The organism is Flavobacterium sp. UMI-01 (assembly GCF_019656315.1).
Lineage (GTDB): Bacteria > Bacteroidota > Bacteroidia > Flavobacteriales > Flavobacteriaceae > Flavobacterium.
Genome location: NZ_BPLU01000049.1, coordinates 38,788 through 54,966 on the forward strand (window position 1 = coordinate 38,788; position 16,179 = coordinate 54,966).

A 16,179-nucleotide genomic window follows, 5' to 3' on the forward strand; every position below is an offset into this window, starting at 1 on the left:
AGCGAAAGGAGATAAAGGCGAAAGCGGGAGGAGAGCTTGTTATGGAAACAAAAACGGACTGCTCCTACGATTTTTTAAGCAAGCGTTTTCTATAAATATGGTAATTGCGGTGGAAACGGTTGTTGCTAGGGTAGCTTCGTTTTTCGGTGATGTTGTTGACAATCAAAGCCACGGTAAGGAGGATTAAGGAGCCTGCTAGTACGGGTGATAACACATACCAATAGCCTAATGTTTTAATTTTTTCGGTACCAATGATGGCAATCAAGGCGGTGGCACCTCCGGGTGGATGTAGGGTTTTGGTGATTTGCATCGAGATGATGGCTAAGGATACCGCTAAGGGCGCCGAGAGCCAAATGGGTTCGGGCAATAGGGTTTGGATGGTAACGCCTATCAAGGCTGAAATAACATGACCGCCAATAAGATTGCGGGGTTGCGAAAACGGACTTTGTATAATGCCATAAATCAAAACGCTTGAAGCTCCAAAGGAACCAATGAGGTAAATGCCGTCTGAACCTGGAAAATGACTGGCATGAAAGTAAGCGATGCAACCTATCCCGATAAAGGAACCAACAAACGACCAAAATTGTTCTCGGAAGTCAATTAAGGTTTCTTTGTAGATAATGTATTTGGTTTTGCGATAGCTGCGTTTGATTTGTTCTGTTGGCATTTTATTTAGTCGTATTAGGGATAAAACTGTAAACAGTGTATGGAAAAATGATTTTGGCGGTAGTTTGAGCGATGTAACACACCATCAAGATGGGTAGGAACAAAATATAGTTATTGGTTAAGCTCAGGGTCAAAAAGAGCGCTGTAAGTGGTGCTTGAATACTCGCACTCAATACGGCTGCCATACCCAGTACCATAAAATTTAAAATAATTACATCGCTGTCAAAAAAATGATTGAAACTCAAAGCGGTAAAAAGTCCTAAAAAAGCACCTATAAATAGGCTAGGAGCAAATACGCCTCCGTCACCCCCAGAAGCCAAAGTTATCGAGGTCACAATAGGTTTTAAGAGCAAAATTGCGATTAAACTTAGCCCTAATGAAATGGTAAGTAAGCTTTGATTGGTGCTGTGGATGATGGTTTTTATGGCATGATAGCCTTCGCCATACAATTGTGGAAACAAGAGCAACGCCAAACTCAGTAATGAGGAACCGATTACTATGCGGTAGAATGGGGTGTTTATTTTGGAAAAATGATTTTTGACAAACAAAACGGTTTTTGTGAGATATACTGAGTGCAATCCTGCGATGATTCCTAGTAGGATAAAATATGGAATGGCTTTGAGGTGCCAGGTCTTGATAGGGATGGCAAATAATGGCGCTTCATCGATGAGGTGAAGCAAGCCAAAGGCAATCATAACGGCTACGGTAGTGGTTAGTAAGAACGTTTGTGTTATTTTTTTTGATACGACCTCGTAGGCAAATAATAATCCCGCCAGTGGACTGCCAAATAAGGCTGTGACTCCTGCTGCAACTCCTGCGCAAATCAGTTCGGTTTTGTATTGCCTAAAAATGTTTTTCTTTTGTTGTGCTACAGAACCGATGGTGGCTGAAGCGACCACGGTGGAAATTTCAATTCCTGTAGAACCCCCAAAGACCACTGTCAAAAAGCCATTGATGAAATGAGAAGGGATTTTGTAATTGGGGAGGTTTTTTCTTTTTGATTCGGTACTTTCAAAAACTTCTTTGATTCCCTTATTCTCCTTTTTTTTGAATAAATACTGACGCAATAAATAAATGAGTGACAAACCTATAAAGGGGAATATCAGGTAAAATAAAATATTGCTGTTGGCTCTTTCGAAAAAAATTTCTTCATAATATTCGGTCATTCTCTTCAGGACGATGCCTAAAAAAGAAGATAGAAACCCAATTAAAACGGAAACGAGTAGTAGTTTTTTAAGGACAATGAGTTGATGATTTTTTTTGATTTTAGCCGCTTTAGTCATCAGGATGCTATTTTTTTTAAGGGCTACAAAAGTATAAAATCAAAAAACAAAATGTTTTAAATTTAACTTTTTTTATGATTTTTCGTAGAATTCTATAGGTAATCCGTCAGGGTCATTGATGAAAAAAAAGCGTTTTTGGGTGTGCTGGTCTGTTCGAATGGGTTCTAGTACCACGTGGTGCTGTTGTAGGTATTTCCAGCTTTTGGGTATATCATCAACCTCAAAGGCTAAATGGCGTAAACCGCAACTTTCGGGTCTCGAATTTCGCTGGGGTGGATTGGGAAACGAAAACAGCTCAATACAATAAATGCCATTCAAACTTAAATCTAGTTTGTAAGATTGTCTTTCGCTGCGATAGACTTCTTGAATGATTTTGAATCCTAGTATTTGTGTATAAAAATGTTTTGAAACCTCATAATTGGAGCAGATGATGGCAATATGGTGGACGTTGTTGATTTGGAGCATCTTGTTTAGTTACGAGTTTTGGTTTTTAGAAAATGAGAGGGTATCAAAGTGAGGCCATTCCACAAGTTATTTCTTTTCTTTTGCTTTTAAGCCTACGGGGATTTTCAAATCACCAGTATCGTACATATTGATGTAAATGTCAATAGTGTCTTTGGTGCCAATTTCTGTTAATCGGTAGCGGTCTAGCATGCCTGAATTGTTGAAAAAGCCATTGGGTGTTTTAAACGGACAGCAACTGCCTGCTCTAAAATAGGTCATTTTTTTATCGTTGGGTCCAAACAGCGCGTTGAGGAATCGTCTTTCGTTCAATGGCCCTTCTTGGGTTTTTACTCCACCTACTTTGATTGGGTTAGACTGGCTGTAGCCATAGGTTTTGTCGTTGCTTTCTTCTGTGAGCCAATACGTATTGTGGTCTAATAATTCCACAGCTTTAGTTCGAGTGTCCCCAGTGCCTTTGTTTTCGGCTGTTGCGGTTTTCTTTGAAGTGCACGAAATGATAATTACAGCAAATGGTACAAGTAGTTTTTTCATTGTGGACTGTGAGTTTTGATTAGGAATGCGTATTTGTTTGTATTTCAAATAAATAAAAAAAAGTCTTATAGTAGTTATACTATTTGGTTTTCTGTAGTCTCTTGATTCAATTTCTTGATGACTTTGGCAGGATTGCCTACGGCCAACGAGTTGTCAGGAATGTCTTTGGTAACTACTGCACCCGCTCCAATGACGCATCCATTTCCAATGCGAACACCGGGACAAATAATTGCGTTGCCTCCAATCCAACAATCGTTTCCTATGGTTATGGGTTTTGAGAATTCAACTGTTTTTCGGGTTTGTGCATCGAGGGGATGAGCGGCAGTGTACAATTGAACTCCAGGACCAAAAAGAACATCTGAGCCGATGTTTACTTTTGCTCCATCAAGGACTACACAATTGACATTGAAATAGACATTATCACCACAGAAAATATTGTATCCATAGTCACAAAAAAATGGTGGTTCGATGTATAAATTTTTACCAGAATTTGGGATTAATTCGGTGATGATTTCTCGCGCTTTTTTGGTCACTCGATACTCAGTAATATTTAATCGGTGCAATAAATTTTTGGCTCGTCTTCGGTCTTTAATTAGGATGGGATCACCTGCGTTAAAAAGGGTGCCTTCCATCATTTTTTCTTTCTCTGTTTTCATATCCTAGAAAGGGATTTTTTTTGAAGTTAAAAGTAACCTTTTTTGAGGTCATTTTGGAGTTAATTTTTTACGACTTTTTGGAGTGGTTGTAAGACGAAAAAAAGAGCTTTTTTAAACGTTAGGTTTCTTATTATTTTTTGGTCTCGATTCAAAATTGTGTATAAGGCAGGGAGCTTTTTTTTCTAAATAGCGTGTGCGTTGAAATTTTTTTTACAGAATTAAAAGAGGGGTTTTTCTGTTTTGAAAGTGGTCTTGTTGTTGTTTTTTATGGAAATAAAAAACAAGGGAAGGGAGGGTAAAAAGTCTTGAGGTGAAGAAGCTTTTTTTGTTGAAGACACGTTTTGTAAGGGTGGTTTAGGATGTGGTTTTTTTTTTGCTGTACAAGGTGTTTTTTAGGTCATGTAAAGCCTTAAAGTGAGGTTAAAGGTGTTTTGGTTATTTAATTCATTTTTTTATTTAATTAATAATGTTTAAATAACTGGTAATATTTATTTTAATGTTTAGATATAGATTTTGTCTATTTGAAATATTTGTAAGTTTTTATTGTTTTTTTAACAAAAGTAAAAAGTAAGAATGGGTCCTTCTTCTAGAAAGACATTTCTCTTCTGTTAGGTAGTTTTTTTGTCTCTTTGAGGTTGTTGTTAGGCTATTGGAAAGTTGATTTTTGGGTGGTGAAAGAAAACGAAAAAGAACCATTTTCTTGAATTGTTTTTTTTAAAATTGAAGTAAGCGGACTTTCTTTTTTAAAATCTCTTTTGGAAGATGTTGCACTCTTTTTTTTCGAATGATAATTTTTTGTTAACTAAAATGACTTACTCCTTTTTAGGTTGTAAATTCGTAAAAGTTAAATTTAAAATACGAACTATGAAGCATGTCTTTGCACTTGTTTTTTTTGCCTTTTTTTCGGTCCAAGTTTCAGCTCAAAACCCTGCTGTTTTTGATACTTATGATGCGCTTGAAAAAGCAGTTTTGAATGACAAAAACACCGTTTATGTGGTCAACTTTTGGGCTACTTGGTGTGCGCCTTGTGTGAAAGAATTACCTTATTTTGAAAGATTGAATAACGAGAATAAAAAGGTGAAAGTGGTGCTGGTAAGTTTGGATTTTAAAGACCAATTTCAAACCAAATTAATTCCTTTTTTGAAAAGAAAATCCATCCAGTCGCAAGTGGTTTTGTTGACGGATAAAAATTATAATAATTGGCTTTCTAAAGTGGATCAAAATTGGTCTGGTTCTATCCCTGCTACCTTGATTATAAATGGTGAAAAAAGGGTGTTTGCCGAGCGTGATTTTGCCACCTTTGAAGAACTTAATAACTATGTAAACTCGAATACTAACTAACACATTTTGTATATGAAAATCATTTCTTCTCTCGTTTTAATGTTTACTTTTTTCGTTGGATTGGCTAATCCAGTTCCACCTACAGCTTACAAAATAGGTGATGTTGCGACTGATTTTAAGTTAAAATCTGTTGATGGCAAAATGTATAGCATGGCCGATTATAAAAGTGCTAAAGGCTTTATAATTGTTTTTACTTGTAATCATTGCCCTTTTGCTAAAAAATATGAAGACCGTATTAATGATTTGGCCAAAAACTACAAATCTAAAGGCTATATTTTATTAGCAATCAATCCTAATGATCCAGAGGTGCAACCAGAGGATAGTTTTGACTTAATGAAAGTGAGAGCTAAGGAAAAAGGGTTTGTTTTTCCTTATCTGTTTGATGAAGATCAAAAAATATTTCCACAATATGGTGCTACTAAAACCCCACATGTGTTTTTGTTAGACAAGAACCGAGTGGTAAAATACATTGGAGCGATTGATGATAATGTGGATAGTGCAAGCAATGTGAAAGAAAAGTATCTTGAAAATGCTATTGCTGCTTTAGAAAGTGGAAAAACACCTTCTCCTGAAACCACCAAAGCTATTGGGTGCGGAATCAAAGTAAAAAGATAGTAATTTGATGCATTATTTGGATTCCTTCGGAATGCAAAGAATTGAAAAGAGTAGAAGCCTTATTTGTTTCTGCTCTTTTTTTGATTGGTCTGGTAGCTTTTAAGCGATAAAATATCGCCTGATAGGGATTAGAATACCAATGAGTATTGAATATCCAATAAAAAAAGGTAAAATCCAATTTTCTAGTCCTAGTGGGAGCATGATGGCAATTAATAACAATTGAAAACCCAAACCATATAGGGAAACGAGAGTCATGAACCAGTTAGGAAAGGTTTTGACTTTGTAAGCAAGCGGGTCTAAAGAATGTATAATACGATCAAATTTTCCATATACCACCGTGTATATTCGGAACATAATGTTGACAGTTGCTTGTTTTTCGCCTGGGAGCGCTTTTGGGGCTTTATGTTCAAATATTTTACTTGTAGCATCTCCACCAGCCGATTTATGTCGTAAAATGACATAATAGTAGTTGTAGAGGGTGCCTTGTAATTGAATGCTTATGAAAGCCATTATACTAGTCCAAAACGAAGATTGGGAGATGTAACAAATGGCAAATAAAATCATAAAGTTCAAAAAAATATCAAACACACTATCGAGATAGCGACCAGTATAAGATGGCGTGTTTTTAAGGCGAGCAAGCTCTCCATCGGCAGCATCAATGAGTGATTTTAGTATGATAAAAAAGCCTGCCCAATACCAATATTTTTCAAGAATGCAATACACAGCGACCAATCCTGAAAATCCAAACAATAAGGTCACATCAATAGGTGTGAAACGGGTTTTTTTTAAAGAATTGGCCAGCCATCTCCCAAAGGGTCTCCCATAATCGGATAAGTCGATAAATTGGTCTTGTGAAGCGAGTTTTGACATTTTTGTTGGTAAACAATGAAATGTGACAATATAGTCAGTAATAAAGATACGAAAAAACAAAGTAATCACCCCACAGTCAAATGCATGAGTATAGTTACCACTAATAGTTTCACCGGATTACTATCACTTGGATCACTAATTATTAGGAATAGTGACTACTAAATTTGCTTAAATTCTGTTTAAAGGGGTGTATTTATAATCAAAATTAATTTTAAAATTAGCGAATTAGCAATTGTTTTTACGGAACATTAGTTATTTAGAAAGCCTGTGCAAGGTATAAGTCATGGTTGCCAATAAGAAAAACGCATTGATTTGATGTGCCAAACCAAGCCACAACGGTACGGAGTACAATAATGTAAAAACACCTAAAGCAAACTGAACAAGTACTAAGAAGAGTAGGCCATTGATACCTCTTTTTTGTTCTATTAAAAGACCCGTTGATTTACTTTTATAAAACAACCACGCAATTAGGGCTACTACAACATAAGCCAAGGTACGATGAACAAATTGAACGCCACTTTTGCCTTCTGTTAAATTAAGTAAAAGGGTTTTTTGTTCAATAAAAACACTATCGTGAATAAATTGTCCGTCACTCATCAAGGGCCAGTGGTTGTGAATCAAACCTGCATTCAATCCAGCGACAAAACCTCCGTAGATAATTTGAACAATTAAAAAGACAAAAGCATAACGAGCAATTTTTTGTAAGTCCACTTGAGCTGTTTTGCGATGCGGATAAATCAAATCCAATGCTACCCAAAGGGTATAAGCAAAAGTGATAAAGGCAAAAGTAAGGTGTAAAGCCAGTCTAAAATGACTTACATCAGGATGGTCAATCAAGCCACTTTTTACCATGAACCACCCCAAAAACCCTTGAAATCCACCCATAAAGAGCAGTATCAAACATTTCTTGATGGTGGCACGGTCTAATTTCTTTTTGATTAAAAAATAGACAAAAGGAATGATAAATACCAGTCCGATGATACGCCCAATAAAACGGTGGAACCATTCCCAGAAATAAATGAATTTGTAATCTGAAAGTTGGAAATCGTTGTGAATGTTGATTTTTTGGTATTCTGGGAATTTTTTATACTCCTCAAAGGCTGCTTGCCATTTTTCCTCTGTCAAAGGCGGAAAAGTATCGGTAACCAAATGCCAATCGGTCATGGATAAACCAGAGTTTGTCAATCGGGTGATTCCACCCACAGTTACCATCAAAAATAATAGGAAGCATCCTGTAAGCAACCAGTAGATAACGGATTTGTTTTGTGTCATTTTTTATAGTTTCTAAGATTCTGAGTTTTTAAAGAGACTAAGAACCTAAAGTTTGTATTTTTATTAGTTCATTTTATTAGCTTGATTTCTCAGTGCCTTAGCTACTTAGCTGCTTTCTTTAATCCTAATTTCTCTGCTCTTTTCAAAACAAAGGCATAAGCCGCTTCGTACTCATTTGGAATTTCACCTTCCAATATAGCTTCTTTTACTGCTTCTTTTAGTACGCCAATTTCTCTCGAAGGTTTCAAGTCAAAAATTTCCATGATTTGTTCACCAGTGATAGGCGGTTGGAAGTTTCGAATTGAGTCTTTCTCTTCAACTTCAACAATTTTTTGACGCACAATCACAAAATTGTTGTGATATTTCTTGAATTTGTTCGGGTTTTTAGTGGTGATATCGGCCTCACAAAGAGTCATCAAGTCTTCCACATCTTCGCCTGCATCAAATACCAAACGCCTCACCGCTGAATCAGTAACTATATCCTGAGAAAGAACGATAGGACGTGAACTCATCATAACCATTTTTTGAACAAATTTCATTTTTTGGTTCAATGGCATGTGTAGGCGTTCAAAGATTTTCTTGACCATCTTTCCTCCCAAAAACTCGTGTCCGTGAAAGGTCCAACCTTGCTTTTTGTTGAATTTTTTAGTGGGTGCTTTACCAATATCGTGTAACAAAGCGGCCCAACGCAACCATACATCCTCGGTATTTGGACAAATATTATCGACTACTTCCAGCGTGTGGTAAAAGTTGTTTTTATGGGTTTGCCCTTCAATTTCTTCCACATTATTCAAAGCCGTTAATTCGGGTAAAATAATATCGAGTAATCCCGTTTTATACAATAATAAAAAGCCTACGGATGGTTTGTCGGTCGAAAGGATTTTATTCAATTCGTCTACTATGCGTTCACCAGAGATGATTTTAATTCGGTCTTTGTTTTTTGAAATCGCTTCCAAAGATTCTGCTTCAATTTCAAATCCCAATTGAGTAGCAAAACGAATCGCACGCATCATGCGCAACGGATCATCAGAGTAAGTAATATCAGGATTTAAAGGGGTTTTGATGGTTTTGGACTCCAAAGCCGCCACTCCTTCAAACGGATCAACCAAATCGCCATAATTACTTTCGTTCAACGAAAAAGCCAACGCATTAATTGTGAAATCGCGACGTTCTTGATCGTCTTTTAGGGTGCCTATTTCTACTTTTGGATTCCGACTTTCAGTTTGGTAGCTTTCCTTACGCGCCCCCACAAATTCGATATCCGTGTCTTGGTAGCGCAACATCGCTGTACCGTAGTTTTTAAAAACTTGGACCTTAGGTTTGTGAGGCAACAATTCGGATACTTTTAATGCCAAATCGATACCGCTACCCACGGCTACAATATCAATGTCTTTTTTGGATGGACGGGTTAATAAATAATCCCGAACAAAACCACCAATAACGTAGCTTTCCACACCAAGTTCTTGACTTGCTTGTGCAATGATTTTAAAAATGGGGTTTTCTAATGCTTTTATATAATTCATTCTGTTTTACCGCTAAGGAGGTTACCGCTAATTGCTTTATAAATTTTTGAGGCTTATGCTGATTAAGTTGTTTACTTTACAATACGTTTATACTCAAGTGAAATAGAATTAAAATTTGCTAGTATAGCTAATCTATTATTAGATACTTTGAGATAATTCAAACATTGTGAATAGTGTTTTGGGTGAAGATTTTCACTTGATTTTATTTCTAAAATAATCTTATCAAATAATACAAAGTCAGCATAAAACTTATGATTTAAAACTACAGTTTTATAATTTACAAAGTATTCTTTTTCTCTTTCATATGGAATTTTATTCTGTTGCAATTCGTATTCTATAGCATCTTTATATACAATTTCAGAAAAACCACCACCTAAATTTCGATGCACATCAAATAAAATACCCATTATCTGAAAACTTTCTTCTTTATAAAGTACTTCACTCATAGTTTTTTCTTTTTTTAGCCACGAATTCACGAATTATTTTTAATAAATTGAACTTACTTCCGACTAATAATTCGTGAATTCGGGGCTATTAAAATTTATTAGCGGTTAAAAACTACTTTCTAATAACCTTCATCTGTGCATCATTCGTCAACTTGATAATGGTCGAGGGTTTGCCTGAAATTTTATCGTGGTGCAAATTTACAACATAGTCCACACCCTTAACAGTTTCAGGGTTGATTTTCTAATAGTTTTGAATAGTAGGTTAAATCTATATTATCTTCATATACAATTTCAGAAAAGCCACCTCCTAAATTTCGATGTACATCAAATAAAATACCCCTTATCTGAAAACTTTCTTCTTTAATAAAGTACTTCACTCATAGTTTTTTCATTTTTTAACCACGAATTCACGAATTACTTTTAATAAATTAAACTTACTTTCGACAAATAATTCGTGAATTCGTGGCTATTAAAATTTATTAGCGGTAAACCTCTATTTACGTATCACCTTCACCTGTGCATCATTGGTCAATTTGATAATGGTCGAGGGTTTGCCTGAAATTTTATCGTGGTGCAAATTTACAACATAGTCCACACCCTTAATAATCTCAGGGCTAATTTCCTTAAAACTTTTAGGAGTAGGTTGGCCCGAAATATTTGCAGAGGTAGAAACCAATGGTTTTTTCATTCGCTCCATCAATTTAAAACAAAAAGGTTCTTTAACTAGTCTAATTCCCAGTGTGTTATCCGTTGCGATAATATTAGGAGCCACATTTCGTGGATTGTCCAAAATCAAAGTCGTTGGGTTTTCGGATAAATCCATTATTTGCCAAGCCACTTCGGGAATGTCTTTAAACACATTGTAAAGCATTTTTTCGCCATTCATCAGGCAAATCATACTTTGGGTTTCAGCTCTTTGTTTCAATTTGTAAATCTTTGCAATCGCCTCAGGGTTGGTCGCGTCACAACCAATTCCCCAAACCGTATCTGTAGGATACAAAATGATACCTCCTTCTTTAATTACCTCAAAAGCGTTGTGTATTTCTTGATTGATGTCCATCTTTACATTTTAAGTAGTGCAAAGATATTTATTTGTTCCTATTTAGCGGGCATACAAGCGGGTTTAATAATCCATTTTAACGACATTTTATAGAATGTTTGCGCAGGTGAAAAAAAAAATTGGGCATTACCTTAGGTTGTTAGAGTATAGTATTATTTTTTGAAATTGAATTGATGAAGCGAACCCTTAAAATCAGCCCGTCAAAAAAATCACCTTGCCTTCTTATTTAGTTCACACAAAGCGATAATTTCTATAATTCTAGCGGTTCTAGTTGCTTCACGTTTCGCTTGGTTAAGCCAATAGAGGTAACTCTTTCGGTATGACGGAGCAAACGCTTTGTAATTAATATAGGCGGTTGGGTTTTCAGTAAAAGCTTTTTCTAAATCGGGTGGAATTGCATAAGCTTCAACTGCATCCAAAGATTCCCAAGAGCCGTTCTCTTTGGCAATTTGTATGGCGGTATAACCACTTTCATGTAGTAATCCCTCTTTATCGAGTTTTTCGATATAGGTTTTGTTGAGTTTACTCCAAACGCTTTTGGGTTTTCGAGGGCCAAAACGTTGTTTGCGTTTTTCATCATCAATTTTTCGCACCGTTGAGTCAATCCAACCAAAACAAAGGGCTACCTGAACGGCCTCTTCCCAGCGCATACTCTCCTGAACGCTACCCACTTTGTAGAAAATGAGATCAATACCTGTGCAATTAGCGTGGTTAATTTCGAGCCAAGCACGCCATTCGGTGGTGTTTTTAAAGTAAAGTTCGGTTTCTTTGTTCAGCATAATTTTTTCTGGAAGCCTTTAAAAATAAAACCATTAAGAAAATAAGTTTATTAAGGAAGACTTAATTAGCTTATTTTCTTAATGGTTCAAATTGATTACTATATGTTTTATCAATTGCTATTATTTGATGATAGCCGTACAAGCCACTCTACCACCTGCATTTCCTGTTGGTTGGGTTGTAAAGTCATCAGCGCCTTGGTGCACAATAATAGCATGACCTATAATGTCTTTGGTAGGGTCTCCAGAACCTATGTTCCATTCGTCAGTAGTGAATTTAATCGAACCGTTTCCGTTTTTGTCAGCGGTAAAATTCCCGATATCACCTTTATGATATTGTCCAACGCCCCATTTTCCGTGGTTTTTGAAAGTGGGATTCCAGTGACCACCAGTTGAGGTACCATCAGGAGCAGAACAATCTGATTTTTCGTGAATGTGAATGGCGTGTACGCCTGGTGTTAATCCTGAGAATTTGGCTTCCAGCGTCACTTTTCCGTCATTTTCGACAAAAGTTGCAGTACCCGCTACGTTGCTATTGCTCTTGGCTTCGAAGGTTAAATTTAATTTTTTGTCCTCGTTAGAGTTTAAAGATTTACATCCAATAATAAGAATCGTAAGTGTTGCTATAGAAAAGAGTATTTTTTTCATCTTAATTTTTTTTATAATTTTTGATAAAGTTAGCCAAATATTTGGGCTAGACCAATAAAAAAACCGTTCTAGTATGAATTTTAGAACGGTTTTAACATTTATAATTTAACCAAAAATTATACAATCACTATTAAAAACAATACTGATTTTCTTTAATAAGCTTAGTGGCTATGGTGTGTCGCAAAGCTACAATATTAGGCATGTTAGTGTATTTTGTAAAACGTTTTAAACCCATTAATAGCATGCGTTGCTCATCGCCTTCGGCAAAGGAAATGATGCTTTCTTTCCCTTTTTGGCTAATGATGTCCACGGCTTTATATAAATACAATTGCGCCATGGCAATTTGTTCTTTTACTTGGTCTTGACCTCGTTTTTTAGCTGTTTTTTCAGCTCTAAGAATCGTACTTTCCGCCATGTATATTTCGATTAAAATATCTGCGGCAGCTAACAAGAGTTGTTGGTGCGAATCCAAATCGGGACCGTATTTTTGCACGGCACTACCTGCCACCATTAAGAACACTTTCTTTAATTTGGCTATCATTTCTTTTTCCTCAGCAAATAGTTCTGAATAATCAGGAGCGTCAAATGATGGAATGCCTAATAATTCTTCACTTACTTTGGTAGCTGGACCTAATAAATCCACATGCCCTTTCATGGCTTTCTTAATCAACATTCCTACCGATAACATGCGGTTGATTTCGTTAGTCCCTTCGTAAATTCGGGCTATACGAGCATCACGCCAGGCACTTTCCATTGGAGTGTCTTCGGAGAATCCCATTCCTCCAAAAATTTGGATTCCTTCGTCAGAGCAGTTTTGAATGTCCTCGGACACCGCTACTTTTAATATCGAACATTCGATAGCAAATTCCTCGACACCTTTTAATTCTGATTCTTGGTGTGAACCGCCTTCAGCTTCCCGAATAGCTATTCGGTCTTCAATGTCTTTGGCAGCTCTGTAAGTAGCACTTTCGCCCGCATAACAACTCGTTGCCATTTCGGCTAATTTGTATCGGATGGCTCCAAATTGTGAAATGGGGGTATTAAATTGGACTCTTTCGTTAGCATATTTAACAGAGCCTGAAATAACTCTTCGTTGTGCGTCTAAGCAGGCAGCGGCTAGTTTGATTCGGCCTACATTTAAGGCATTCATCGCAATTTTGAAACCGTTTCCTCTTTCGGATAACATGTTTTCAATAGGAACAACCGTTTCATTGAAAAACACCTGACGGGTAGAGGATGCACGAATACCAAGTTTGTGTTCCTCTTCGTTCATGGTAATGCCGTTATTTGGATCGTTTTCTACAATGAAACCCGTGATGTTTTTATCATCTCCAATTCGGGCAAAAACAATAAACAACTGACAAAAACCAGCATTGGAAATCCACATTTTTTGACCTGTAATTTTGTAATGTGTCCCGTCTTCGGATAAAACGGCTTTCGTTTTCCCTGAATTAGCATCCGAACCCGCACCTGGTTCTGTCAAGCAATAAGCACCAAACCATTCACCAGTAGCTAGTTTAGGAACGTATTTTTGTTTTTGTTCTTCGGTTCCATACAAAGTAATAGGCATGGTTCCAATTCCTGTATGTGCTCCAAAAGCCGTGGAAAACGAACCCGTGGCTCCCGATATATAATCACAAACAAGCACAGTATCTACAAATCCCATTCCCATTCCGCCATAAGCCTCGGGTACAGAAATACTCAGGAATCCTAGGTCACCTGCTTTTTTCATGCATTCTTCGGTGTATTTATAATCCTTTTGTTCAAATCGGATTTTATGCGCCCAAAGTTCTTTATCAACAAACTCTTTTACAGAGTCGCGCATCATGATTTGTTCTTCGTTAAAATCCTCAGGAGTGAAGATATCTTCACATTTTGTTTCTTTGACTAGGAATTGACCTCCTCTTGTTTTGTTACTCATTTTAAGTGGTTTTAAATGATAAATAGTTTTCTTTAATCTTTCCCAAAAGAAGGATTGTGATTTGTTAATAGTTTGGTTTTTTGATGCTTTGTAAAGTTATAACAGTTCATAAATTCCTGCAGCACCTTGACCAGTACCCACACACATGGTGACCATACCGTATTTGTTACCACGGCGTTTCATTTCGTCAAACAATTGAACCGATAGTTTGGCGCCCGTACATCCTAAAGGATGGCCCAAGGCAATAGCACCACCATTGACATTGACAATATCTGGATTAAGTCCTAATTCCCTTATGACCGCTAACGATTGTGAGGCAAAAGCTTCGTTCAATTCGATTAGGTCAATGTCTTTTTGTTGCAATCCTGCTTGTTTTAGTGCTTTTGGAATTGCTTTTACAGGTCCTATTCCCATAATACGAGGTTCAACACCTGCAGAGGCATAACTCACCAAACGCGCTATAGGCTCAAGGTTTAATTCTTTGACCATTTCTTCACTCATAATCAAAACAAAAGCAGCTCCATCACTCATTTGGGAGGAATTTCCAGCGGTAACGCTTCCGTCTGCAGCAAAAACGGGACGCAATTTTGCTAATACTTCTCTTGAGGTATCGGCTCTAGGTCCTTCGTCTTTATTGACAATATAGGATGAGGTTTCTTTTTTACCTTTTCCATTAATAAAAGTTTGCTCCACAGTAATCGGGACGATTTGGTTGTCAAATTTTCCTTCGGCTTGCGCTTTCAAAGCTTTCATGTGAGAGTTGTAAGCAAACTCATCTTGGTCTTCTCTGGAAACTTTAAATTGATTGGCTACAGCTTCAGCCGTTAATCCCATTCCCCAGTAATAGTCCTCGTTTCCTTCTTTTGCAACAGCATAATCAGGAGTAGGTTTGTAACCTCCCATTGGAATGTAACTCATACTCTCGGCACCACCTGCAATGATACAATCAGCCATTCCAGTTTGTATTTTTGCTGTTGCCATTCCGATGGTTTCGATACCAGAAGCACAGTAGCGATTTACAGTCACACCAGGTACTTCTTCAATTTTTAATCCCATTAAAGAAATCAAACGAGCGACATTTAAACCTTGTTCCGCCTCAGGCATCGCGTTTCCCACCATGACATCATCAATACGAGTTTTGTCAAAATTAGGTAGGTCTTTCATCATGTGTTCGATAGTTTCAGCCGCTAATTCATCTGGGCGTTTGAATCGGAAAACTCCCTTTGGGGCTTTCCCAACTGCGGTTCGGTAGGCGGCTACTATATAGGCTTGTTTCATAATTTATTGTATTAAGATTGGAGAATTAAATAATGTATTAAGTACATAGAATTAAGTATTACCATTTTCCAATGTTTGAGTTGATTTTTGGTTTAATATAAAAGCTATTTAAATTCTCAATTTTTATTTCTGAATTGCCTCGTAGAGGTTTACTGTTTGTAGCCATATCATTTGGTTCGAGGTTTTAAGCTCCGTAGGAGCGACCTGTTAATTATTCAATCCAATCAAATAAATAGTTATCATCGTATTCAATTTCAAATTTTTCTAAAAAGGAATAATATTCTTTTTTAAATGTTTGTGTTTTATGCTTTTCTTCTTGATTCAAAATGTATTTAATTACATTGTCTAGGTTGCTTTTCGAATAGGAGAATGCACCATAACCTTCTTGCCAATTAAATTTACCATTAATCCATTTGCTATCATTGATGAATTTTGAAGAACCAGCTTTAATATCTCTTACCAAATCCGATATTGAGATATTAGGTTTCATTCCTACTAAAATATGAACGTGGTCAGGCATTGCGAAAATGGCTAATAATTTTTGTTCTCTATTCGAAACGATACCCGTAATAAATTTATGTAATTCTTCTCGGTTTTCTTTTTTTATCAAATTTTCTCTCCCTTTTACAGCAAAGACAACTTGGATATAAATTTGTGAATAGGTGTTTGCCATACATTAGTGTTATATACAGGTCGCTCCTACGGAGCTTAAACCAAAATCATATTAATTTTCTACAAACAGTCGACCTCTACGAGGTCATCGAATGTTTTATTTTTCTACGAACCATTTTCTACAAACAGCTGACCTCTACGAGGCCATCGAATGTT

The 16,179-nt window shown here is 36.6% G+C and carries 17 protein-coding genes and 1 pseudogene; 2 read left to right on the forward strand and 16 right to left on the reverse strand.

Translation table 11 applies throughout. The features are described from left to right. Positions 1 to 64 precede the first annotated feature (64 nt). The 5 genes from K5R64_RS13280 to K5R64_RS13300 all read right to left on the reverse strand — a co-directional run bounded on the left by K5R64_RS13280 (position 65) and on the right by K5R64_RS13300 (position 3,601). On the reverse strand, positions 65 to 667 hold the full coding sequence (locus K5R64_RS13280; RefSeq protein WP_220764111.1) for an HPP family protein: 603 nt from the start codon (positions 665 to 667) through the stop codon (positions 65 to 67). Position 668: 1 nt separating this feature from the next. After that, positions 669 to 1,949, reverse strand: a complete 1,281-nt coding sequence (locus K5R64_RS13285) for a chloride channel protein (RefSeq protein WP_220764112.1) — start codon at positions 1,947 to 1,949, stop codon at positions 669 to 671. Between the two features lie 72 nt (positions 1,950 to 2,021). Next, positions 2,022 to 2,414: a VOC family protein gene (locus K5R64_RS13290; protein ID WP_220764113.1), complete on the reverse strand. Its 393-nt coding sequence runs from the start codon at positions 2,412 to 2,414 to the stop codon at positions 2,022 to 2,024. Positions 2,415 to 2,480: 66 nt separating this feature from the next. After that, positions 2,481 to 2,945 (reverse strand): 2-dehydro-3-deoxyphosphooctonate aldolase, encoded by a 465-nt coding sequence (locus tag K5R64_RS13295; protein ID WP_255580383.1) that lies wholly within the window; start codon positions 2,943 to 2,945, stop codon positions 2,481 to 2,483. A gap of 74 nt (positions 2,946 to 3,019) precedes the next feature. After that, entirely contained in the window at positions 3,020 to 3,601 is a 582-nt protein-coding gene (locus tag K5R64_RS13300) for a sugar O-acetyltransferase (RefSeq protein ID WP_220764115.1), read from the reverse strand. Positions 3,602 to 4,465: 864 nt separating this feature from the next. On the opposite strand from K5R64_RS13300, the gene K5R64_RS13305 reads away from it, so the two are divergent. Both K5R64_RS13305 and K5R64_RS13310 read left to right on the forward strand, forming a co-directional pair. Continuing rightward, positions 4,466 to 4,942: a TlpA disulfide reductase family protein gene (locus K5R64_RS13305; RefSeq protein WP_220764117.1), complete on the forward strand. Its 477-nt coding sequence runs from the start codon at positions 4,466 to 4,468 to the stop codon at positions 4,940 to 4,942. A 12-nt stretch (positions 4,943 to 4,954) separates the two neighbouring features. After that, entirely contained in the window at positions 4,955 to 5,557 is a 603-nt protein-coding gene (locus K5R64_RS13310; RefSeq protein ID WP_220764119.1) for a thioredoxin family protein, read from the forward strand. Positions 5,558 to 5,656: 99 nt separating this feature from the next. Here K5R64_RS13310 and K5R64_RS13315 read toward each other — a convergent pair whose 3' ends face one another. The 11 genes and pseudogenes from K5R64_RS13315 to tnpA all read right to left on the reverse strand — a co-directional run bounded on the left by K5R64_RS13315 (position 5,657) and on the right by tnpA (position 16,024). Further along, the gene (locus K5R64_RS13315; protein ID WP_220764120.1) at positions 5,657 to 6,427 is read right to left on the reverse strand and encodes a CDP-alcohol phosphatidyltransferase family protein; all 771 of its coding nucleotides are present in this window, start codon (positions 6,425 to 6,427) and stop codon (positions 5,657 to 5,659) included. 252 nt (positions 6,428 to 6,679) lie between these two features. Then, positions 6,680 to 7,699 carry a COX15/CtaA family protein gene (locus K5R64_RS13320; protein WP_220764121.1) on the reverse strand — a complete coding sequence of 340 codons (1,020 nt, stop codon included), beginning with the start codon at positions 7,697 to 7,699 and terminating at the stop codon, positions 6,680 to 6,682. A 101-nt stretch (positions 7,700 to 7,800) separates the two neighbouring features. Next, positions 7,801 to 9,222 carry a CCA tRNA nucleotidyltransferase gene (locus K5R64_RS13325; RefSeq protein ID WP_220764122.1) on the reverse strand — a complete coding sequence of 474 codons (1,422 nt, stop codon included), beginning with the start codon at positions 9,220 to 9,222 and terminating at the stop codon, positions 7,801 to 7,803. Between the two features lie 71 nt (positions 9,223 to 9,293). Then, positions 9,294 to 9,668 carry a GxxExxY protein gene (locus K5R64_RS13330; RefSeq protein WP_220764123.1) on the reverse strand — a complete coding sequence of 125 codons (375 nt, stop codon included), beginning with the start codon at positions 9,666 to 9,668 and terminating at the stop codon, positions 9,294 to 9,296. Positions 9,669 to 9,780: 112 nt separating this feature from the next. Next, positions 9,781 to 9,906 (reverse strand): annotated as a pseudogene (locus K5R64_RS17245) (translation factor Sua5); the annotation flags it as partial. A 255-nt stretch (positions 9,907 to 10,161) separates the two neighbouring features. Next, positions 10,162 to 10,728: an L-threonylcarbamoyladenylate synthase gene (locus K5R64_RS13335; RefSeq protein WP_220764124.1), complete on the reverse strand. Its 567-nt coding sequence runs from the start codon at positions 10,726 to 10,728 to the stop codon at positions 10,162 to 10,164. Positions 10,729 to 10,937: 209 nt separating this feature from the next. Continuing rightward, positions 10,938 to 11,507 (reverse strand): YdeI family protein, encoded by a 570-nt coding sequence (locus K5R64_RS13340; protein WP_220764125.1) that lies wholly within the window; start codon positions 11,505 to 11,507, stop codon positions 10,938 to 10,940. A 120-nt stretch (positions 11,508 to 11,627) separates the two neighbouring features. Next, positions 11,628 to 12,152: a superoxide dismutase family protein gene (locus tag K5R64_RS13345; RefSeq protein ID WP_220764127.1), complete on the reverse strand. Its 525-nt coding sequence runs from the start codon at positions 12,150 to 12,152 to the stop codon at positions 11,628 to 11,630. 130 nt (positions 12,153 to 12,282) lie between these two features. Continuing rightward, positions 12,283 to 14,073, reverse strand: a complete 1,791-nt coding sequence (locus K5R64_RS13350; RefSeq protein WP_220764129.1) for an acyl-CoA dehydrogenase family protein — start codon at positions 14,071 to 14,073, stop codon at positions 12,283 to 12,285. A gap of 96 nt (positions 14,074 to 14,169) precedes the next feature. Further along, positions 14,170 to 15,351 carry an acetyl-CoA C-acyltransferase gene (locus K5R64_RS13355; protein ID WP_220764131.1) on the reverse strand — a complete coding sequence of 394 codons (1,182 nt, stop codon included), beginning with the start codon at positions 15,349 to 15,351 and terminating at the stop codon, positions 14,170 to 14,172. A gap of 211 nt (positions 15,352 to 15,562) precedes the next feature. Next, complete coding sequence (gene tnpA, locus K5R64_RS13360; protein ID WP_220764133.1) at positions 15,563 to 16,024, reverse strand: IS200/IS605 family transposase; 462 nt, start codon at positions 16,022 to 16,024, stop codon at positions 15,563 to 15,565. Between the last annotated feature and the right edge of the window lie 155 nt (positions 16,025 to 16,179).